This window comes from Gordonia sp. NPDC003429 (assembly GCF_053588575.1).
This window is the reverse complement of sequence record NZ_JBSFQF010000010.1, coordinates 183,658-203,523: the sequence shown is the minus strand read 5'-3', so window position 1 is coordinate 203,523 and position 19,866 is coordinate 183,658. Positions and strand designations below refer to the sequence as shown.

Here is a 19,866-nt window from a genome sequence, read left to right as displayed (position 1 = left end):
GAACTGTAAGCCCAGTAATGGGTGTAGGTGACTGGTACTAATCGGCCGAGGACTTACCAACAACACCCCCAACATCACCAGCACAACACGTGCACGTGATGTTCGCATCCACTATGCATTTCTGAAACAACACCCGGTTGTGATAAACAAACCAGTGGTGGTTTCACATCGTTACGGCGGCCATAGCGGAGGGGAAACGCCCGGCCCCATTCCGAACCCGGAAGCTAAGCCCTCCAGCGCCAATGGTACTGCACCCTAACCAGTGTGGGAGAGTAGGACACCGCCGAACACAATTTCCAGTGTGGCCCTTCGCATTTCGCGAGGGGCCACACTGCTTTGTGCGTTCGGGGGTCGCGCGGGTGATCGGCTCAGGCGTCGCGTGGCACGACCACCACGGGGACCGCCAACACCCGCATCATCTTCGCGGCGGTGGTGCCGAGGAACATGTGCAGCGGACGAGCGAGCCGTGACGATCCGACGAAGAGAAAATCGCCCGGATCCCACTCGAGGGAGCCCACCGCATCCTCCACCGTGTGGCCGGCGCCGAGTACAGCGGTCACCGGGTGTCCGTCGGGAAGTTGGGGTCGCACCGCGGCCACCAACTCGTTGAGTTGGGAGGCTGCAGTCTCCCGGTCGTCGAGGGAGACCAGCGAAAGCAGGCGTAATTCGAGATCGGCGCGCACGCACGCGCGGATGGCGGCACGGATGAGGGCCGGATTTCCGGGGCCGCTGCCCACCGCGCAGGTGACCCGCCGTATCGGCGTCGCAACCTCCCGCATACCGCGGGGGGCGACCACCACCGGGGTGGTGGCGACGTGCAGCAAGCCGTTCACCACAGATCCCAGCGAGTGCCGTCCGAGAATGCCGCCGCCCGAACCGCCGACGACGATGGCCGCCGAGTCCAGACGGCGTGCCTCCGAAGCGATTCCGTCCGCGGTGTTCTCGTAGGTGGCGACGTACGCGTCGGCGGCCACGTCGTCGGGGAGTTCGGCGCGCGCCTCATCCAGCGACTCGGTGGTCTGACGATCCACGATCTCGACGAAATCTCCGAGGGGAGCGGTCGCGTCGCTGCTGCGCACCGGCGGCACCACCATGCAGACCCGAAGATCGGTGTCGAAGCACTCGGCGAGTTGCCCGCCGAGCGCTAGGGCATCCTCGCCTCCCGGTGTTGCGAGATAGGCCACCAGAAAGTTCGGCCGGGATGCCATTGTGCTGCGCTCCGTTCGGATCGTGTCGCGCCCGCAGAGTTCGGCGGGCACAACTCCATGATGCCTGTCCGGCGTGAACCGTACCGGAGATCACCGCGTCACATCGTCGCGTTCGAGGATCGAACATCGCCGGGTCCGAACCGAGTCCGCCATCTCGGGGGCGCGGGGGACTACCGTCGAGCCGTGACGATCTCTCATGTGGACGGCTACCTCCGCAAGATCATGGACGATTGTGCCGACGACAGGTCCGGAACCGTCGCCGACTACATTCCCGAACTCTCAACCGTCGACCCCGACGGCTACGCGCTCACCGTGTGCGTGCACGACGGGTACACCTATTCGCTCGGCGACACCGACGTTGCCTTCACCATTCAGTCGGTCTCCAAGCCGCTGACATACGCACTGGCACTCGGCCGGCTCGGGCCGGCCGCGGTGGACGAGCGGATCGGGGTGGAACCGTCGGGAGAGGCGTTCAACGAGATCAGCGTCGACTCGCGCCGACGCCCACGTAATCCGATGATCAACGCCGGTGCCATCGTCGCCGCGTCGCTGCTGTTGCCGCCGGTGGGTGACGTGGGGCCGGGTGTGGTCGGTGAGGTCTTCGGGGAGGTCCTCGACTTCTACTCGGCGTGTGCCGGACGCCGGTTGACCATGAACGAGGAGGTTTTCGCGTCGGAGGCCGCCACCGGATCGCGCAATCGGGCCATCGCCTACATGCTCGACAGTTTCGGCGCCATCGACACCGATCCCGACGCCGCACTCGAGCTCTACTATCGGCAATGCTCGATCGAGGTCACCGCCGACGATCTCGCCGTCATGGGCACCACGATCGCCTGCGGCGGAATCAACCCCCGCACGGGGCGACACGCCTTCACCCAGGAGGTGGCGCAACGCCTGCTCTCGGTGATGACCACGTGCGGGATGTACGACGGGGCCGGCGACTGGGTGACATCGGTGGGCCTGCCCGCCAAGAGCGGCGTCGGTGGCGGCATCCTCGCGGTGCTGCCGGGGCAACTCGGTATCGGTGTCTACTCGCCACGGCTCGACGAGCACGGGAACAGCGTGCGCGGCGTCGACACCTGCCGGCACTTGTCGACCGACCTCGGACTGCACATGTTCAACGTCACCAGGGGAAGCCGGATCACCGTGCGCTCGGTGTACGACATCGGGGAGTTCCCGATCAGCGATGACTGGTCGGAGATGGAGCGCAGCTACCTGCGCACCTGCCGAGATCGGGTACGCGTCTATGAGCTGCAGGGAGATCTGACGTTCGCCGGGGCCGAACGTGCGTTCCGCCGGGTCGAGAAGGACCTCGACGACGACAAGGTCGGGGTGGTGATCATCGACATCTCCCGGGTCGGCGTGATCGATCCGGTGGCGCGCACGATGATGCTCGCGATGAAGAACACCGCCGACTCCTCGGGCCGTCGGGCGATCCTGGTCGATCCCGACGGCGAGATCCGGGCGAGTGTGGAACGGCATCGCCACGACACCGTGGTGCCGCAGCTGGCCGTGCCCGATGCCTATCTCGGCCTCGATCCGACACTGCCGCATGTGCATTCCGCCATGGCCGATGCGGTGGAGGATGCCGAGGAGTTCCTGCTCAAGGACTACCGCAACCGCTGAGCCGAGCACCCGACGAGAGATCATGACATGACGGGGGTGCGGGCGCGGAGTGCGCGCCCGATAAGCTGCGGTCTGTGCGTCTGGTGATCGCGGAATGCCAAGTGGACTATGTGGGGCGGTTGACCGCCCATCTGCCGATGGCCAAGCGGTTGTTGCTGATCAAGTCGGACGGATCGGTGAGTGTGCACGCCGACGACCGCGCATACAAGCCGCTGAACTGGATGAGCCCGCCGTGCCGCCTGACCGAGACTGAGGTGCCCGACGAGGTTGCCGCGGTGCACGACTCGGTCGCGGCGTACTGGGTGGTCACGAACAAGGCGGGCGAGGAACTGCGGATCACCATCGCCTCGATCGACCACGACTCGAGTCACGACCTCGGTGTGGACCCCGGGCTGGTGAAGGACGGCGTCGAGGCGCACCTGCAGGAGTTGCTGGCCGAGCACGTGGAAACGCTCGGACCCGGCCACAGTCTGGTGCGACGCGAATACATGACCGCGATCGGCCCGGTGGATCTGCTCTGCCGCGACGCCGATGGTGCCACCGTGGCGGTGGAGATCAAACGTCGCGGCGAGATCGACGGTGTCGAGCAGCTCACCCGCTATCTCGAGTTGCTCAACCGCGACCCGTTGCTTGCGCCGGTGAGCGGAGTGTTCGCTGCCCAGCAGATCAAACCGCAGGCCCGCACGCTGGCCACCGACCGGGGAATCCGGTGCGTGGTGCTCGACTACGACGCGCTCCGGGGTGCCGAAAGCACCGAGTTCCGGCTCTTCTGACCGGTCAGTCCTCGGCGCCGACCCGTGACCGTTCCGACAGCACGCGGTTGAGCTCGTCGAGATCGTCGGCGTCGGACATCGCGGTGTAGTCGACGTCGCCGGGACGCCGGAGAATGTCGGGGAAATCACTGAGTTTGGTACGGATCTCCTCGAACTCGGCAAGAACCCCCGCCCGCGCCTCGTCGGCGCGCGCGGCCATCTCGCGCGAACGGGCCAGGCGTTCGGTGGCGATCTCACGCGCAGTCTGCCGAATGTTCTGCGCCTCGCCGAGCGCCACCCGTCGTTGATCGGCGAGGTCCGCCTCGTGCTGCCGCTGCATCTCGGCTCTGGTCTGCGCACTCTCGCGCTCGAGTTCGGCGGCCTCGGCCTGTGCCTTGGCGACCATCCGCTGCGCCTCCTCGCGGGCGGCGGTCATGGTCTTGGTGTGTTCGGCCTCCATCGCCGCCCGCCGTTCGTCGCGCAGTCGGTCGTCTTCCGCGGCGTCGGCCTTGGACTTCGCGTTCACCGCGTCGGCCTCGTCGCGCAGTTCGGTGGCCTTCTCCTCGGCCTCGGCCACGATGCCCGCCGCGCGGTGGCGTGCCTCGGCGAGAATCCGGTCGGCCTCGGCGTGGGAATCGGAGACGAGTTGTGCGGCCTCCTGTCGCGCCACCGACAAGGTCTCGGCAGCCTCGGCGGATGCTTCGGCGCGCATCTCCGACGACTCGTCGGACGCAAGCTGCAACATCCGGCTGAGTCGTTCGCTCATTCCCTGAGCGGTGGTCGGCGGCACCGACAGGGTGTCGACCTCCCGACGCAGATCCTCGATCTGGTCACGTGCGCCCTGCAGGTGCGCCGCGAGCTCGTGGGCGTTGGCCGTCGCGGCGTCGCGGTCGGCCGCGAGAACCCGCATCTCGGCATCGAAACGCCGCATCGTATCGGCGACCTGCTCGCGGTCGTATCCACGCATGACGACGGCGAACGGTAGCTGCTGCCTCGGTACCTGCGCTGCCATGCACGACAGTCTATCGCCGCACTCTGACCGGCGTGGCTGCTGCCGGTCACCGGACTCAGTGGGCGGGTTCCACCAATTCCAGCAGCACGCCGCCGGCGTCCTTGGGGTGGACGAAGTTGACCCGGGAATCCGCGGTGCCGTGCTTGGCCTGCGGATACAGCACGCGTACACCGGCGTCGGTGAGGCGTTGGGCCACTGCGTCGACATCGGTGACCCGCAGCGCCAGCTGTTGCAGGCCGGGGCCGCTGCGTCCGATGAACTTCGCGATGGTCGACTCGGGGGTCAGCGGTGCGAGGAGCTGGATGACGGTGCCGTCGCCCACTGCGGCCGGGCCGATCATCGCCTCCTCGACGCCCTGCTCGGTGTTGGTCTCCTGGTGATGCGTGACGAATCCCAGGTTGTCGCCGTACCACTTCTTCGCCGCCTCCAGGTCGGGGACAGCGATACCGACGTGATCGATGGCGACGACGAGGTCGGAGATCAGGGCGGTGGCGCCGCCCGCTGCCTGCGCGGGGTCTGATGATGAGGTGGTCATGAGCTAACGGTAGCGTGGTGGAGAATGAACGACAGAGCGACCGCTCGGTTGGCGGCGCACACATCCCTTTTCTGGAGGTAAACATGCCCGCGGCTTCCGATCAACCGACCTCGGTCATCGTCGCCGGTGCCCGCACGCCGTTCGGCCGTCTGCTGGGCTCGCTCAAGGGATTCAGCGGCGTCGATCTGGGTGCCATCGCCATCAAGGGAGCACTCGAGCGTGGCGGCGTACCGGCCTCGGCCGTCGAGTACGTCATCATGGGCCAGGTGCTCACCGCCGGTGCCGGTCAGATGCCCGCCCGCCAGACCTCGATCAAGGCGGGCATCGGGTGGGATGTACCGGCGCTGACGATCAACAAGATGTGCCTGTCGGGGATCGACGCCATTGCGCTGGCCGATCAGCTGATCCGCGCCGGGGAGTTCGACTGCGTCGTGGCCGGTGGTCAGGAGTCGATGACGCAGGCACCGCATCTGCTGCCCGGCAGCCGTTCGGGATTCAAGTACGGCAACACCGAGCTGGTGGACCACACGGCCTTCGACGGACTCTACGACGCCTTCACCGATCAGCCGATGGGCGCGCTCACCGAGCAGGGCAACGACACCCGCGGTTTCAGCCGCGCCGAGCAGGACGAGTTCGCTGCGCGTAGCCACCAGCTCGCCGCCACGGCATGGAAGAACGGCGTGTTCGCCGACGAGGTGGTGCCGGTGGCCATTCCGCAGCGTAAGGGCGACCCGGTCGAGTTCGTCGAGGACGAGGGCATCCGCGCCGACACCACCGTCGACAGCCTGGCCGGACTGCGTCCGGCGTTCCGCAAGGACGGCACGATCACCGCGGGCAACTCGTCGCAGATCTCCGACGGGGCCGCCGCGGTGGTGGTGATGAGCAAGGCCAAGGCCGACGAGCTCGGCCTCACCCCGCTGGCCGAGATCGGTCCGCACGGCGTGGTGGCCGGTCCGGATTCGTCGTTGCAGCTGCAGCCGGCGAATGCGATCGAGAAGGCCTGTGCGCGTGCCGGAATCACCCCCAAGGACCTCGACCTCGTCGAGATCAACGAGGCGTTCGCCGCGGTGGGACTGGCCTCGACCCGCGCGCTGGGAATCGATCCGGAGATCGTCAACGTCAACGGCGGGGCGATCGCCGTCGGCCATCCCATCGGCAGCTCGGGTGCTCGGATCGCGTTGCACCTCGCGTTGGAGCTGGGGCGTCGCGGTGGCGGTGTGGGTGCCGCCGCGCTGTGCGGTGCCGGCGGGCAGGGCGACGCCCTGATCCTGCGCGTGCCCGCATCCTGATCCGGGTCACCATCTGCCGGTTCACTCGACGCACGTGGCCTACGACACATCGTCGTAGGCCACGCGGCATTTCGGCACAATGGAAGGCATGACCCAGTTGTTCAACCTGTCCACACCCGCCAAGCGGTTCCGGTTCGTCGCCATCCTCGAAGCGATCACGTGGCTCGCGCTACTGATCGCCATGTACTTCAAGTGGGTCCTCGGCCACACCGAGGCGGTGCGGTATCCGGGCATGGTGCACGGCATCGTCTTCGTCGCATTCGTGCTGATCGCGCTCGCGACCGCGGTGTCGTTGAAGTGGAACCGGTGGGTCGCCCTGCTCGCGCTGGTGTCGAGCATCCCGCCGTTCGGCACCATCGTCTTCGAGTGGTGGGCCGCGCGTGCCGGTCATCTCGCCGAGCTCTCGCCCGCGCAGTCGGGCGACGGCGAGGTCCGGGTCGCCGCGTAGGCGGGCACGGGAGATGATCGTCGCCTTCAGCCTGACCCCCTCCGGTGGAGATGCCGTCGACGCCGACGGCGGGATGAGCAAGGCCGTTGCCGCCGCGGTCGAGGTGGTCCGCGACTGCGGTCTGCCGCATCAGACCACGTCGATGTTCACCTACCTCGAGGGCGACTGGGACGAGGTGATGGACGTGGTGAAACGCGCCACCGACGCGGTCGCCGCGCACGCTCCGCGGGTGGGTCTCGTGCTCAAGGCCGATATCCGGCCCGGGCACACCGACGAGATGACGGGAAAAGTCGACCGGGTGATGCGGCATCTGTCCTGAGGCGGCCGCCGTGCGTCATCCGCTGCCCGCGGCCCGTCGGGCCGTCGCCGCAATCTTCTGCCTGAACGGATTCCTGGCCGCCCTCTGGGTGGCCCACATTCCGGTGATCACCGCCCGCACCGGCACCGACCACCAGCAGCTCGGCGCGCTGCTCTTGCTGCTGGGTGGCTCGGCGTTCGTGGGCATGCAGGTCACCGGCCGCGCGCTGGATCGTTACGGGTCACGGCTGACCACCGTGATCGCCGCGACGGCCCTGTGCGCGGTGATGCTCGGACCCGCACTGGCCACCGATACCGCCACCCTGGCCGCCTCGCTCGCCGCGTTCGGATTCGTCAACGGAAGCCTCGACGTCTCCATGAACGCCCAGGCGGTTGTCGTCGAACGCGCCTACGCGCGGCCGATCATGTCGGCCTTTCACGGTTTCTTCTCTCTCGGCGGACTGGTGGGGTCGGCGGTGGTGGCGGCGACGCTGTGGGCCGACGTCGGTGTGGTGGCCACGGTTGCCGTCGGCGCGGCCGCCGGACTGGTGGTGGTCGCGGCATCGTCTCGTCACCTGATGCGCGCAGAGCACGAACGCGTGGGCGGGCATACCGGTGCCACCCCGGTGGTGCACGCCGGGCAGGCCGGTGCGGCACCGCGTCGGTGGTGGCGCGGTGTCGACGTGCGCCGGCTGGTGATCCTGGCGGCCGTGGCGTTCGCGCTGATGCTGGCCGAGGGCACCGCCTACGACTGGAGCGCGTTGCACGTGGTGGAGACGTTCGGCACTCGCGATGCCGTCGGAGCGCTGGCCTTCGGCGCGTTCAGTTCCGCGATGACCGTCGCCCGGTTCGGTATCGATCCCATCGCCGGCGCCCTCGGCCCCGTCGCGGTGATCCGGTACGGCTCGCTGCTCGGCATCGTGGGGATGGCAACGGCCCTGCTTGCTCCCGTGACCGCTGTCGCGATCGCGGGCTGGACCCTGTTCGGGGTGGGATTGGCCGGTCTGATTCCGCAGATCTTCACCGCCGCAGGCAATCTCACCACCGAATCGAGCGGTGCGGCGATCTCGGCGGTGGTGGGATGCGGCTACCTCGGCATGCTGTCGGGACCGGCCGTCGTCGGATTCATCGCCGCACGGTCGACGTTGTCGACCGGGCTGGTGCCGGTGCTGGCCGCACTTGTCTTCGCCATGGTGGCCGCGCCCGTGGCGCGTCCGCGGCCGGTTCGGCAGAGCGAGTGATGGTGCGGTGGGCCAGGTGCGGGCGTCGTGACACACTAGGAGGGTGACTCGACCTTCCTCCCGTCCTCAGGGAAGCGGCACGCGCGCACAGGCCGCGGCCGCACGTCAGCAGGCTTCCGCAGCGGTGGCGATGTCCGGCGCCGTCGACCTCTCCGCACTCAAGGAACGCGCCGACGCCCAGCGCGCCCAGGCACATCGACCACCGCCGGCGGCCACGTCCGCGCCCGGCACCACCCCACCGACCACCGGCGGTGGAGTCCTCGATGTCACCGAGGAGACCTTCGAGACCGAGGTGCTCGCCCGGTCGACCCGCCAACTCGTGGTGATCGACCTGTGGGCCGAATGGTGCGGCCCCTGCAAGCAGCTCTCGCCGGTGCTCGAACGCCTGGCCGGGCAGGCCGCAGGCGCGTGGGTGCTGGCCAAGATCGACGTGGACGCGAATCCCCGGATCGCGCAGGCGTTCCGGGTGCAGTCGATTCCGATGGTGGTGGCGGTCGCGGCGGGGCAGCCGGTGGCCGCCTTCAACGGTGTGCGCTCCGAGCAGGAGATCACGGCCTGGATCGACGAGATCCTCGCGCAGGTGGGCAGCGCATTGACCGGTGTCGACGACGCCGTGCCGGCATCCGAGCCCGAGGACCCGCGCATGGTGGCGGCCGAGGACAAGCTCAATGCCGGGGATTTCGACGGTGCGCTGGCCGATTATCGCGCCATCGTCGCCGCCGAGCCGGGCAATGTCGAGGCGGCCTCGGCCACCCGCAACCTGGAATTCGTGCTGCGCGCCCAGGCCCACGATCCGTCGATCGTGGACACCGCGGCACCGCATGACGTGGACGCCCAGCTCGCCGCCGCAGACGTGCTGCTGCTCGCACAACAGCCCGACGCCGCCTTCGACCGGATCATCGGGGTGATCAAGGCCACCGCCGGCGACGACCGTACCCGGGCCCGCACCCGGCTGCTGGAACTGTTCGAGCTGTTCGATCCGGCGGAGCCGTTCGTGGTGGCCGCCCGCCGCAAACTGGCCAGCGCCCTCTACTGAGCGGTCACGGCCGGTTGTTCGGCGTGTCGACCGGGGCGAGCCAGATCGCGGAGTTCGCCGGCAGCATCACCGACGCCGACACGGGCCGGCCGTGCCAGCCCTCGCCGTCGGCCTCGACAGACCCCAGGTTGCCCTTGCCGGCACCGGAATAGTGCGCGGCGTCGGTGTTGAGCACCTCGCTCCAGGTACCCGCCCGCGGCAGGCCCACCCGGTAGCTGGAGCGATCGACACCCGAGAAGTTGAACAGACAGGCCATCACCGAGCCGTCGGAGCCGAACCGCAGGAAGCTGATGACGTTGTTGGCGGTGTCGTTGGCGTCGATCCACTCGTAGCCCTGGGGCAGGGTGTCCTGGGTGTAGAGCGACGGCGACTCGCGGTAGATCCGGTTGAGGTCGGTGACCAGCGACGAGATTCCCGAATGCAGCTCGCCCTCCCACCCGTCGAGCTGATTCCAGTCGAGGCTGCGGTTGTCGGCCCACTCGGCGCTCTGGCCGAACTCCTGGCCCATGAACAGCAACTGTTTGCCCGGATGGCTCCACATGTAGGCCAGGAACACCCGCACACCGGCCGCCTTGGTCCACGAATCGCCGGGCATCCGGCTCCACAGGGTGCCCTTGCCGTGCACCACCTCGTCGTGGGAGAGGGGCAGCACGAAGTTCTCGCTCCACGCGTACATGAGTGAGAACGTGATCTCGTGATGGTGGAAACTGCGGTGCACCTGGTCGCGGCCGAGGTAGCCCAGCGTGTCGTGCATCCAGCCCATGTTCCACTTGAAGCTGAATCCGAGCCCGCCGAGGTCGGTCATCCGCGTCACGCCGGGCCACGCGGTGGATTCCTCGGCCACCGTGATGACACCGGGGAACAGTTTGTGCACCGTCGCGTTGGTCTCCTGCAAGAACTGCACGGCCTCGAGGTTCTCGCGCCCGCCGAACACGTTGGGCCGCCACTGGCCGGCCGGCCGTGAATAGTCGAGGTAGAGCATCGACGCGACGGCGTCCACCCGCAGTCCGTCGATGTGGAACTCATCGAACCAGTACAGCGCGTTGGCCACCAGGAAGTTGCGCACCTCGCGTCGACCGAAATCGAAAACGTATGTGCCCCAGTCCAGTTGCTCGCCACGCAGCGGGTCGGCGTGCTCGTAGAGGGCGGTCCCGTCGAACCGCGCGAGCGCCCATTCGTCCTTGGGGAAGTGGGCGGGCACCCAGTCGACGAGGATCGCGATGCCGCGCGAGTGCAGGTGGTCCACCAGATACCGGAAGTCGTCGGGCGTCCCGAATCGTGCGGTGGGCGCGTAGTACGAGGTCACCTGGTAGCCCCACGAACCGCCGAACGGATGCTCGGCGACCGGCAGGAACTCGACGTGGGTGAAACCCTTCTCCACCACATAATCGGCGAGCTGGTGGGCCACTTCGCGGTAGTCGAGTCCGAACCGCCAGGAGGCCAGGTGCACTTCGTAGATGCTCATCGGCTCCTGGTCGGACCTCGACCGCACCCGGCGATCGATCCACGCGTCGTCGGACCACTCGTAGTCCGACACGCTGACCACCGACGCGGTCGACGGCGGCTTCTCGGTGCGCCGTGCCATCGGATCGGCCTTGTCGCGGATCACCCCGTCGGCGCCGTGCACCCGGAACTTGTAGAGCGTGCCGTCACCGACATCGGGCACGAACACCTCCCACACCCCTGACGAACCCAGCGAGCGCATCGGGGTGGCCCGTCCCGACCAGGCGTCGAAATCGCCGACCACCACCACGCCGTGGGCATTGGGGGCCCACACCGAGAACGCCGTCCCCGACACCTCGCCGTCGGGGGTGGTGTAGCTGACCGCGCGAGCGCCGAGGACGTCCCACAGCGCTTCGTGACGGCCCTCGGAGAACAGGTGCAGGTCCATCTCGCCGAGGCTGGGCAGAAAGCGGTATCCGTCGGCCACCACGAACTCGTCGGTGCCGCCGTGCCCGTCCGGGTAGATCACCCGGTAGCGGTAGTCGATCAGGCCGGCGATGGGCACCGCGACGACGAACAGGTCGTCGGTCTGGCGCATCATCGGATGGTCGACGCCGCCGATCACCGCCGACACCGCGATCGCGTTGGGCCGCAGGGTCCGCAGGATGGTGTATCCGTCGGGTGCGTCGTGGGCGCCGAGGAACGCATGGGGGTCGGGGTGGGTCACCGCGAACAGTCGACGCACATCGTGGTCGGAAGCGTAGGGCTGCGGGGGAATTGACGCACTCACTGGATGATCCTCACTGCACACGATAGGAGAGTCGGACGGCCGCGGCGGACTCCATCGGCGGCAGCGCCACGATGTGCGCCACTGCCCGCCACGGCTCGAGCCGTACGTAATTGGCCTGGCCCCAACCGAATTCCTGGCCGGTCACCTCATCGCGGGCGACGAAACGATCCTGCCAGTCGAAGCCGACGGCAGGCATGTCGAGCCACAGCGTCGATTCCTCGGGCCCGAACGGATTGATGTTGACCACCACCACCACGCGATCGCCCGAGACCGGATCGAGCTTGGAGAACGCGATCAGCGCGGGATTGTCGAGATGGTGAAAGGTGATGTTGCGCAACTGCTGTAACGCGGGATGGCGTCGCCGGATGTGGTTGAGCGTGGTGATGAACGGCTCGAGGGACTCACCGCGGCTGGTGGCGGCCTTGTAGTCACGCGGGCGCAGTTCGTATTTCTCGGAGTTGAGGTACTCTTCGCTGCCCTCGCGCACCGCGACATGCTCGTAGAGTTCGTAGCCGCTGTACACCCCCCACGACGGCGCCAGGGTCGCGGCCAGCGCCGCGCGCAGCGCGAACATGCCCGGCCCGCCGTGCTGCAGGCTCTCATGCAGGATGTCGGGGGTGTTCACGAAGAGGTTGGGCCGCGCCTCGTCGGCGTGCGCGGCGATCTCGCGCCCGAACTCCTCGAGCTCCCACTTGGCGGTCTTCCACGTGAAGTAGGTGTAGGACTGCGTGAAGCCGATCCGTGCCAGCCCGTAGAGGCGCGCCGGACGGGTGAACGCCTCCGACAAGAACAGCACATCGGGATCGCGCTTCTTGATCTCACTGATCAGCCACTGCCAGAAGTTGGGCGGCTTGGTGTGCGGATTGTCGACCCGGAAGATCTTGACCCCCAAGCCCACCCAGTGCAAGGCCACCTTCAGCACCGCGCGGTAGATGCCGTTGCGGTCGTTGTCGAAGTTGAGCGGGTAGATGTCCTGGTACTTCTTGGGCGGGTTCTCGGCGTAGGCGATGGTGCCGTCGGGCAGGGTGGTGAACCAGTCCGGATGGTCGATCGCCCACGGATGGTCGGGGGCGCATTGCAGGGCGAGGTCGAGTGCCACCTCCATGCCGAGTTCGCGGGCGCGGCCGACGAAATAGGCGAAGTCCTCTTCCGAACCGAGCTGCGGGTGGATGGCGTCGTGCCCGCCCTCGGCCGACCCGATGGCCCACGGCGATCCCACATCGTCGGGTCCGGCGACGAGAGTGTTGTTGGGGCCCTTGCGGTTCACCGCGCCGATCGGGTGGATGGGCGGCAGGTACACCACGTCGAAGCCCATGTCGGCGATCCGGGACAGATCCTGCGCCGCGGTGAGGAACGTTCCGTGTACCGGATGGCCCTCGCCGTCCCAGCCGCCGGTGGAACGGGGGAACATCTCATACCACGACCCGAACAGGGCGCGGCGCCGGTCGACCCAGATCCGGTACATGCGGCTCTTGGTGACCAGATCGCGCACCGGGCGCTCGCGCATCAGGTCCTGCACGTCGTCGGAGACGGCGAGACTGACCCGGTTCTCCACCCGGCGTCGGGTGGAACGCAGGTCGTGGATGGCGTCGGTGAGCAGTTCACGAGCCGCGTCGCCGTCGAGTTCGATGGCCCGCACCAGGATGCGCGCGCCGATCTCGAGGTCGTTGGCCAGATCCTCGGGACCCTGCCCGGCGTCGATCTTCTTCAGAATCCCCGACCGCCACGTCTCGTACGGGTCACTCCACGCCTCGATGCGAAACGACCAGTAACCGACCGCGTCGGGCACGATCGCCGCGTTGTACTGATCGGGCTCGATGGAGGCCACCATCGGGATCTTCATGGTGTCGCGGCGCGGCGTCTCCACGTGCAGGGTCACCCCGAGCGCGTCATGCCCCTCGCGCCAGGCCGTCGCGCTGATCGGAATGAGTTCTCCAACAACGCATTTCGCGGGGACCTGCCCTTCGGAGACCAATGGTTGGATGTCGTCGATGCCCATCCGGCCGATCACTGCGGCCCCCTCTCGTCGCCGACCCGTGCTCGGCGTGGATACTCCGTTGACTCCGTTGCTCTCACCGTAGCGGTACGGCCCCGAGTCTGCCGAGCGCAGCCCGCACGACGGCGGGATCGGTGGTCCGCCAGAACGGCGGCATGGACGCCAACAGGTAGCCGCCGTACCCGGCGGTGGCCAACCGCGAGTCGAGGACCGCCACCACTCCTCGATCGTCCACCGACCGCAGCAGCCGCCCCGCACCCTGGGCGAGCAGCAGCGCCGCATGGTTGGCCGCAACCGACAGGAATCCGTTGCCGCCGGCGGCGGTCACCGCGCGCTGGCGGGCGGTGAGCAGCGGGTCGTCGGGCCGGGGGAAGGGGATGCGGTCGATCACCACCAACGACAGCGAGGGGCCGGGCACGTCGACGCCCTGCCACAGTGACAGCGTGCCGAACAGGCACGTCTGCGGGTCCTCGGCGAATCGCCGCACCAGCGCCGACGTCGTGTCGTCACCCTGACACAGGATCGGCAGGTCGCACCGCTCTCGCAGCACCTCGCTGGCCTCGCGCGCCGCACGCATCGACGAGAACAGCCCCAGCGTGCGGCCGCCGGCGGCCTCGACGAGGGAGGTGAGTTCGTCGAGCACGGCCGGTGCCATCGCGTCGCGCCCGGGCCGTGGCAGGTGGCGGGCCACATAGAGGATGGCCGATCGGGGGTAGTCGAAGGGCGAGCCGGCGTCCAGTCCCGTCCAGCGCACCGACGCCGAATCGGCCGGCACCGCCGCACCGGAAGCGGTGACCGTGCGGGCATCGGCGGCGGGAGTGTCGGTGCCGCGGCCTGCGGCGGGCAACCCCCATGTGGCGGCCAGCGCGTCGAACGAGCCGCCGACCGTCAGGGTGGCCGACGTGAGGATCACCGTGGCGTTGGCGAACAGTGTGGCGCGCAGCAGCCCGCCGACCGACAGCGGCGCGATGTGCAGCACCGCACGGGTGTCGGCCGATCGGCCGACCCGCTGCTGGGACACCCAGACCACATCGCGTCGCTTGGCGGCGTCGGGTTCGTCGAACGCGCCGAGTATCCGGACCACGGTGTCGTGCAGGTCGTCGAGCGAGGTCAGCGCCGCCGACCGGGCCGCGGCGGCACCCGGATCGTCCGAGGAACCCGGCGCGCGGACCGGGCCGATCGCGTTGCGTGCCTGCCACAGCCGGTCGCGCAACGCGGCCAGCGTCAGCGCGGCCGACGACGGCAGCGACGTCCACTCGCGTTCCGGGGCGTCAGCGAGCATCTCGCCGAGCGTCTCGCCCGCACCGAGCAGGCCGTCGGTGGTCTCCTCGTCGATGAGCTTGCCGCAGCGCCGTGACACCTGGGCGATCGCCGCCGCCGACACCTCGGCGGTGGACACGGAGGTGATGCGGTCGACGAGTTCGTGCGCCTCGTCGATCACCACCACGTCGTGCTCGGGCAGGATGTTCGCCGGGCTCATCGCGTCGATCGCCAGCAATGCGTGATTGGTGACCACCACGTCGACCTGCCCGGAGCGGCGGCGGGCCTGCTCGGCAAAGCAATCCTCGCCGTAGGAGCAGTTCGTCGCGCCCAGGCATTCCCGCGACGTCACGCTCACCTGTCGCCACGACCGGTCGGCGACCCCGGGGGAGAGGTCGTCGCGATCGCCGGTGTCGGTGTCCGAGGACCACTCCCGCAGCCGGGTGACGTCACGGCCGGTCCGCGACAACTCGAACGGATCGAACAGCTCGGTGTCCGGCTCGTCGGCGGTGCCGGAGTGGATCTTGTTGAGGCACAGATAGTTTGCGCGGCCCTTCAGGATGGCGAAGGTGGGTTCGCGGCCCAGCTGACCCGCCAGCGCCCCGGCCAGCCGCGGCAGGTCACGCTCGATGAGCTGTCGTTGCAGTGCGATCGTCGCCGTGGACACCACCACGGTGTGACCGGATTCCATGGCATGCCGGATCGCGGGCACCAGGTACGCCAGCGACTTACCGGTCCCGGTGCCTGCCTGCACGGCGAGATGCTCGTGGGTGTCGATGGCGTGCGCCACCGCGGTGGCCATCCGGACCTGGCCGTCGCGCCGGGCACCCGAGAGGGCGGTGACCGCCGCGTCGAGCAGGTCGGGCACCGATGGCAGGTCGGTCACGTGTCGGAGGTCTGACCGTCGTAGAGCAGGTCGCCGACCAGCGTGACCCCGGCGTCACGCAACTCGGCGAGCGCCGTGCGGGTGGTCTCCGGCGCGACCGCGGCGGTGAAGTTGAGCAGTACCCGCGTGGCGAACCCTTCGCCGGCGGCGTCGAGCGCGGTGGCCCGCACACAGTGATCGGTGGCGATCCCCACCACGTCCACCGACGTCACGTCGTGATCACGTAACCACTGCGTCAGCGTGGTGCCGTCCTGTGCGGCGCCCTCGAAGCCCGAGTAGGCGGCGGCGTACTCGCCCTTGGAGAACACCTCCTGCACGCGCGAGGTGTCGAAGTCGGGAGCAAACGCCACACCGTCGGTGCCCACCCGGCAATGCGGCGGCCACGAGTCGACGAAGTCGGGATTCTCGGAGAAGTGGTCGCCGGGATCGATGTGGTAGTCGCGGGTGGCCACCACCGTGTCGTAGTCGCCGGTCAGGGACGCGAGCGACCGGGCGACGGCGTTGCCGCCGCGGACCCCGAGCGCACCGCCCTCACAGAAGTCGTTCTGGACGTCGACGACGATCAGCGCGTCCGCGGCGGAGTCGGCGTCGGGGAAGTGGGTGCTGCTCATCGGATCTCCTGTGCTCGCTGGGGCCGGGGCATCGGTGCGGTGATTCGGTGGGTGCAGCCCGCTCACCCGAGCGCGTATCGGGTGGGGACGGCGGGGTCGCCATGGGACAGGCCCAGGCCCTCCCATGGGAGGCTCACCAGTCCGGCCGCGAGGTGGGTACGCCCGTCGGCCAGGGTCGGCAGGTCGGCGACCGGCTCGCCGCTACGCACCAACGGAATCTGCAGGGGGCGCAGGGTGTGGCCATTGGCGCTCGGGGGTTGGCCCGCGGTGGGGTAGACGATCTCCTCGACGATGGTTCCCGACGCGCGAGCGGCCCGCAGCGCGGTCTTGGCGCCGCCGTGGGACTCCTTGTGGCTGGAGCGTTTCGCCACCGGGATGCCGTCCACCTCGACGAGCTTGTAGACCATCCCGGCGGTGGGTGCTCCGCTGCCGGTGACCAGCGAGGTGCCCACCCCGTAGGTGTCGACCGGTTCGGCGCGCAGCGACGCGATCGCGTACTCGTCGAGATCGCCGGAGACCACGATCTTGGTGTTCGGGGCGCCGAGGTCGTCGAGCTGGTCGCGAACCTGGCGGGCGAGGACGCCGAGATCGCCGGAATCGATACGCACCGCACCGAGTTCGGGTCCGGCCACCTCGATGGCGTTGCGCACCCCCTGGGTGATGTCGAAGGTGTCGACGAGCAGGGTGGTACCCACGCCGAGTGCCTCGATCTGCGCGGCGAATGCCGCCTTCTCGTCGGGTCCGTCGGGTCTGGTGAAGCCCAGCGTGAAGGAGTGGGCGGCGGTGCCCGCGCTGGGGACGCCGTAGCTGCGCGCGGCCTCGAGATTCGAGGTGGCCGCCACGCCGGCCAGATAGGCGGCGCGTGCGCTGGCCACTGCGGCGCGTTCGTGGGTGCGCCGCGATCCCATCTCGATGATCGGGCGCGACCCGGCCGCGCTGACCATGCGCGCCGCCGCCGATGCGATCGCACTGTCGTGATTGAGGATCGACAGGATCAGCGTCTCGAGCACCACGGCGTCGGCGAAGCTGCCGCGCACCGTCAGGATCGGGGACCCGGGGAAGTACAGTTCGCCTTCCCGGTAGCCGTCGATGTCACCGGAGAAGCGGTAGTCGCGCAGCCATGCGACGGCCTCGGGATCGAGGAAACGTTGGACCACCGCGATCTCGTCGTCGCCGAAGCGGAAGCCGGCCAGTTCCTCCACGACCCGCCCGGTGCCCGCGACCACCCCGTAGCGCCGGCCGTCGGGCAGGCGCCGGGCGAACACTTCGAACACACATCTCCGCTGCGCTACGGGCTGGCGCAGGGCGGCCGCGACCATGGTGAGTTCGTACTGGTCGGTGAGCAGCGCGGTGTTGCGGAAGGTCACGATCCCTTACCCTAGGTTGTATGGCGCCTGACGACATTCGTGCGCACGAGGCTACTCCCGGCGACGGGGGATCCCACACCGGCACGGCGGTGGCCGAACCGTCGGTCGCCGACGGTGCCGTTGGGCTCGATCGCCCGTGGGTGACCATCGTCTGGGACGATCCGGTGAATCTGATGCGCTACGTGACGTTCGTGTTCCAGAAGGTGTTCGGATACTCCGAGTCGAGGGCGAACCAGCTGATGATGCAGGTACACACCGAGGGCAAGGCGGTGGTGTCCTCGGGCGATCGCGACAAGGTGGAAGCCGATGTGGCCAAGCTGCATGCCGCCGGTCTGTGGGCGACGATGCAGCGCGACAGCTGACCGACGGCGCGGAGAGGGTCAGCATGCGCGTCTGGAAACGTAAGGGCCGGGGCCGGTCGGTGCGAATCACCAGCAACCTCGAAGCCCACGAGGCCGAACTGTTGGCCTCGCTGGTGTCGTCGATGTGCGAATTGCTCAACGATCGCGAGAGCAGCGCACCCCGCGACGAACTGGCCGAACTCACCGGGATCCGCACTGGGCACACCAGTGCTCCCACCGACGCCACGCTGGGCCGGTTGCTGCCTGACTTCCACCGGCCCGATCAGGACGCCGAACTGTCCGCCGACGTCGTCAACGGCCGGCTCAACGCGGCGCTGCGCAGCGTCAACGAGCCCAAGATCATCGACGCCAAGCTGGCTGCGGCCACCACGATGCTCGATACGCTGCCCGACGGCGGCGGCGATGTGGTGCTCAGCGAGGAGCAGGCGATGGCCTGGCTGACGGCGCTCAACGACGTGCGACTGGCACTCGGTGCGATGCTGGGGATCTCCGAGGACACACCCGATCATCTGCCCGCCGACGACCCGCACGCCGGACACCTCGACGTCTACCACTGGCTGACCGTGATGCAGGAGTTGCTGGTCGAGGCCCTGATGTGAGTGAGGTGACGCTGCGCGACCGGATCACCGACGTGGCCGGGATCGGCGTCGGGCACCACCATCGGCTCGACCCGGACGCGACCGTCGGGATCGGCGGGCCCGACGACCCGCCGGGTACCGGTTGGGCCACCGGAACCACCGTGATCACCGTCGACACACCGGCGTCGGCGTCGGTGCCGCCGACGGTGGCGGTCGACGTGCGCGGCGGCGGGCCGGGCACGCGTGAGACCGACCTGCTCGATCCGAGTAACACGGTGACCACCGCACATGCGATCGTGCTGACCGGCGGCAGCGCGTACGGTCTCGCCGCCGCCGACGGCGTGATGTCGGCGCTCGAGATCCAGGGCCGGGGGCTGCCGATGGACGCCGTGGGACACGTGGTGCCCATCGTGCCCGCCGCGGTGATCTTCGACCTCCCGGTGGGCGCATGGGATCGCCGCCCCGACGCCGACTTCGGGCGACAAGCCCTCGCCGCCGCGGGCGCGGACGTCGCGCAGGGCAGTGTGGGTGCGGGCACCGGAGCTCGTGCGGGCGGCCTCAAGGGTGGGGTGGGAACCGCGTCGATGCGCATCGAGTCCGGTCCGGGTGCGGGCATCACGGTGGGCGCGGTGATCGTCGCCAATCCGGTCGGATCGGTGATCGATCCGGCCACCGGACTGCCGTGGGGTGCGTCGGGCGCCGACCTCGACCGGTACGGGCTGCGCCGACCCGCCGCCGCCGACGTCGCGCGGATCGCCGAGTTCACCACCACCCACACGGTGCTCAACACCACGATCGGGGTGGTGGCCACCGATGCCACGCTGTCGGCGGCATCGGTGCGCCGGGTGGCGATGTCGGCGCACGACGGACTGGCCCGGGCAATCCACCCGGTGCATTCGCCGCTGGACGGCGACACGATCTTCGCGGTTGCCACCGGAGCCGTCCCGGCCGATTCGACGCCGTTGGTGCCGCCCGGGATGAACCCCGAGGCGGCGGTACTGGTCGACGTGTGCCGGGTGGCCACCGCGGTGACCCAGCGGGCCATCGTCAAGGCGGTCCTCGCCGCGACCCCGGTGGCCGGGGTGCCCACCTACGCCGACATCGTCCCGTCGGCGCTCGGCTGACCGGA

General features: G+C 68.8%; 18 protein-coding genes and 1 rRNA gene. 11 read left to right on the top strand and 8 right to left on the bottom strand.

Going from position 1 to position 19,866, the window contains the following annotated elements:
• Positions 1 to 172 precede the first annotated feature (172 nt).
• Positions 173 to 289: ribosomal RNA gene (rrf, locus tag ACWDSI_RS14225) — 5S ribosomal RNA — on the top strand.
• A gap of 79 nt (positions 290 to 368) precedes the next feature.
• Here the strand turns inward: rrf and ACWDSI_RS14220 are convergent.
• The gene (locus ACWDSI_RS14220) at positions 369 to 1,208 is read right to left on the bottom strand and encodes a universal stress protein (protein WP_449756897.1); all 840 of its coding nucleotides are present in this window, start codon (positions 1,206 to 1,208) and stop codon (positions 369 to 371) included.
• Between the two features lie 222 nt (positions 1,209 to 1,430).
• Here ACWDSI_RS14220 and glsA point away from each other — a divergent pair, with 222 nt between their 5' ends.
• Both glsA and nucS read left to right on the top strand, forming a co-directional pair.
• Complete coding sequence (gene glsA / locus ACWDSI_RS14215; RefSeq protein ID WP_449756907.1) at positions 1,431 to 2,834, top strand: glutaminase A; 1,404 nt, start codon at positions 1,431 to 1,433, stop codon at positions 2,832 to 2,834.
• Positions 2,835 to 2,908: 74 nt separating this feature from the next.
• Positions 2,909 to 3,607 carry an endonuclease NucS gene (gene nucS, locus ACWDSI_RS14210; protein ID WP_449748737.1) on the top strand — a complete coding sequence of 233 codons (699 nt, stop codon included), beginning with the start codon at positions 2,909 to 2,911 and terminating at the stop codon, positions 3,605 to 3,607.
• 4 nt (positions 3,608 to 3,611) lie between these two features.
• On the opposite strand, the gene ACWDSI_RS14205 is transcribed toward nucS, so the two are convergent.
• Together ACWDSI_RS14205 and mce are read right to left on the bottom strand one after the other, a co-directional pair.
• Positions 3,612 to 4,598 carry a hypothetical protein gene (locus tag ACWDSI_RS14205; protein ID WP_449756896.1) on the bottom strand — a complete coding sequence of 329 codons (987 nt, stop codon included), beginning with the start codon at positions 4,596 to 4,598 and terminating at the stop codon, positions 3,612 to 3,614.
• Between the two features lie 55 nt (positions 4,599 to 4,653).
• A complete protein-coding gene (gene mce, locus ACWDSI_RS14200) occupies positions 4,654 to 5,133 on the bottom strand; it encodes a methylmalonyl-CoA epimerase (RefSeq protein WP_449756895.1) in 480 nt (159 codons plus the stop codon).
• Between the two features lie 83 nt (positions 5,134 to 5,216).
• Here mce and ACWDSI_RS14195 point away from each other — a divergent pair, with 83 nt between their 5' ends.
• The 5 genes from ACWDSI_RS14195 to ACWDSI_RS14175 all read left to right on the top strand — a co-directional run bounded on the left by ACWDSI_RS14195 (position 5,217) and on the right by ACWDSI_RS14175 (position 9,444).
• Positions 5,217 to 6,422: an acetyl-CoA C-acetyltransferase gene (locus tag ACWDSI_RS14195; RefSeq protein ID WP_449756894.1), complete on the top strand. Its 1,206-nt coding sequence runs from the start codon at positions 5,217 to 5,219 to the stop codon at positions 6,420 to 6,422.
• Positions 6,423 to 6,501: 79 nt separating this feature from the next.
• Positions 6,502 to 6,870 (top strand): DUF3817 domain-containing protein, encoded by a 369-nt coding sequence (locus tag ACWDSI_RS14190; protein ID WP_449748741.1) that lies wholly within the window; start codon positions 6,502 to 6,504, stop codon positions 6,868 to 6,870.
• A 13-nt stretch (positions 6,871 to 6,883) separates the two neighbouring features.
• A complete protein-coding gene (locus ACWDSI_RS14185) occupies positions 6,884 to 7,189 on the top strand; it encodes a thiamine-binding protein (RefSeq protein ID WP_449748742.1) in 306 nt (101 codons plus the stop codon).
• A 10-nt stretch (positions 7,190 to 7,199) separates the two neighbouring features.
• Positions 7,200 to 8,408 (top strand): MFS transporter, encoded by a 1,209-nt coding sequence (locus ACWDSI_RS14180; RefSeq protein WP_449756893.1) that lies wholly within the window; start codon positions 7,200 to 7,202, stop codon positions 8,406 to 8,408.
• A gap of 130 nt (positions 8,409 to 8,538) precedes the next feature.
• Positions 8,539 to 9,444 carry a tetratricopeptide repeat protein gene (locus tag ACWDSI_RS14175; RefSeq protein ID WP_449748781.1) on the top strand — a complete coding sequence of 302 codons (906 nt, stop codon included), beginning with the start codon at positions 8,539 to 8,541 and terminating at the stop codon, positions 9,442 to 9,444.
• Positions 9,445 to 9,448: 4 nt separating this feature from the next.
• Here ACWDSI_RS14175 and glgB read toward each other — a convergent pair whose 3' ends face one another.
• The 5 genes from glgB to ACWDSI_RS14150 all read right to left on the bottom strand — a co-directional run bounded on the left by glgB (position 9,449) and on the right by ACWDSI_RS14150 (position 17,797).
• Positions 9,449 to 11,677 (bottom strand): 1,4-alpha-glucan branching protein GlgB, encoded by a 2,229-nt coding sequence (gene glgB, locus ACWDSI_RS14170; protein ID WP_449756892.1) that lies wholly within the window; start codon positions 11,675 to 11,677, stop codon positions 9,449 to 9,451.
• A 10-nt stretch (positions 11,678 to 11,687) separates the two neighbouring features.
• Positions 11,688 to 13,688, bottom strand: coding sequence for a maltotransferase domain-containing protein (locus ACWDSI_RS14165; RefSeq protein ID WP_449756891.1), 2,001 nt, complete (start codon positions 13,686 to 13,688; stop codon positions 11,688 to 11,690).
• 61 nt (positions 13,689 to 13,749) lie between these two features.
• Positions 13,750 to 15,819 carry an ATP-dependent DNA helicase gene (locus ACWDSI_RS14160; RefSeq protein ID WP_449756890.1) on the bottom strand — a complete coding sequence of 690 codons (2,070 nt, stop codon included), beginning with the start codon at positions 15,817 to 15,819 and terminating at the stop codon, positions 13,750 to 13,752.
• Positions 15,816 to 16,430: an isochorismatase family protein gene (locus tag ACWDSI_RS14155; protein WP_449756889.1), complete on the bottom strand. Its 615-nt coding sequence runs from the start codon at positions 16,428 to 16,430 to the stop codon at positions 15,816 to 15,818. The genes ACWDSI_RS14160 and ACWDSI_RS14155 overlap by 4 nt, the downstream gene beginning before the upstream one ends.
• Positions 16,431 to 16,492: 62 nt before the next feature.
• Positions 16,493 to 17,797 (bottom strand): nicotinate phosphoribosyltransferase, encoded by a 1,305-nt coding sequence (locus ACWDSI_RS14150; protein WP_449756888.1) that lies wholly within the window; start codon positions 17,795 to 17,797, stop codon positions 16,493 to 16,495.
• A gap of 20 nt (positions 17,798 to 17,817) precedes the next feature.
• Here ACWDSI_RS14150 and clpS point away from each other — a divergent pair, with 20 nt between their 5' ends.
• Genes clpS through ACWDSI_RS14135 form a run of 3 tightly spaced genes read left to right on the top strand, consistent with a single transcriptional unit; the run spans position 17,818 to position 19,861 of the window.
• Entirely contained in the window at positions 17,818 to 18,159 is a 342-nt protein-coding gene (clpS, locus tag ACWDSI_RS14145; protein ID WP_449748749.1) for an ATP-dependent Clp protease adapter ClpS, read from the top strand.
• 23 nt (positions 18,160 to 18,182) lie between these two features.
• Positions 18,183 to 18,758 carry an oxidative stress transcriptional regulator AosR gene (gene aosR, locus ACWDSI_RS14140; protein ID WP_449756887.1) on the top strand — a complete coding sequence of 192 codons (576 nt, stop codon included), beginning with the start codon at positions 18,183 to 18,185 and terminating at the stop codon, positions 18,756 to 18,758.
• Positions 18,755 to 19,861, top strand: coding sequence for a P1 family peptidase (locus ACWDSI_RS14135; RefSeq protein ID WP_449756886.1), 1,107 nt, complete (start codon positions 18,755 to 18,757; stop codon positions 19,859 to 19,861). Before aosR ends, ACWDSI_RS14135 begins: the two co-directional genes overlap by 4 nt.
• Positions 19,862 to 19,866: the final 5 nt, after the last annotated feature.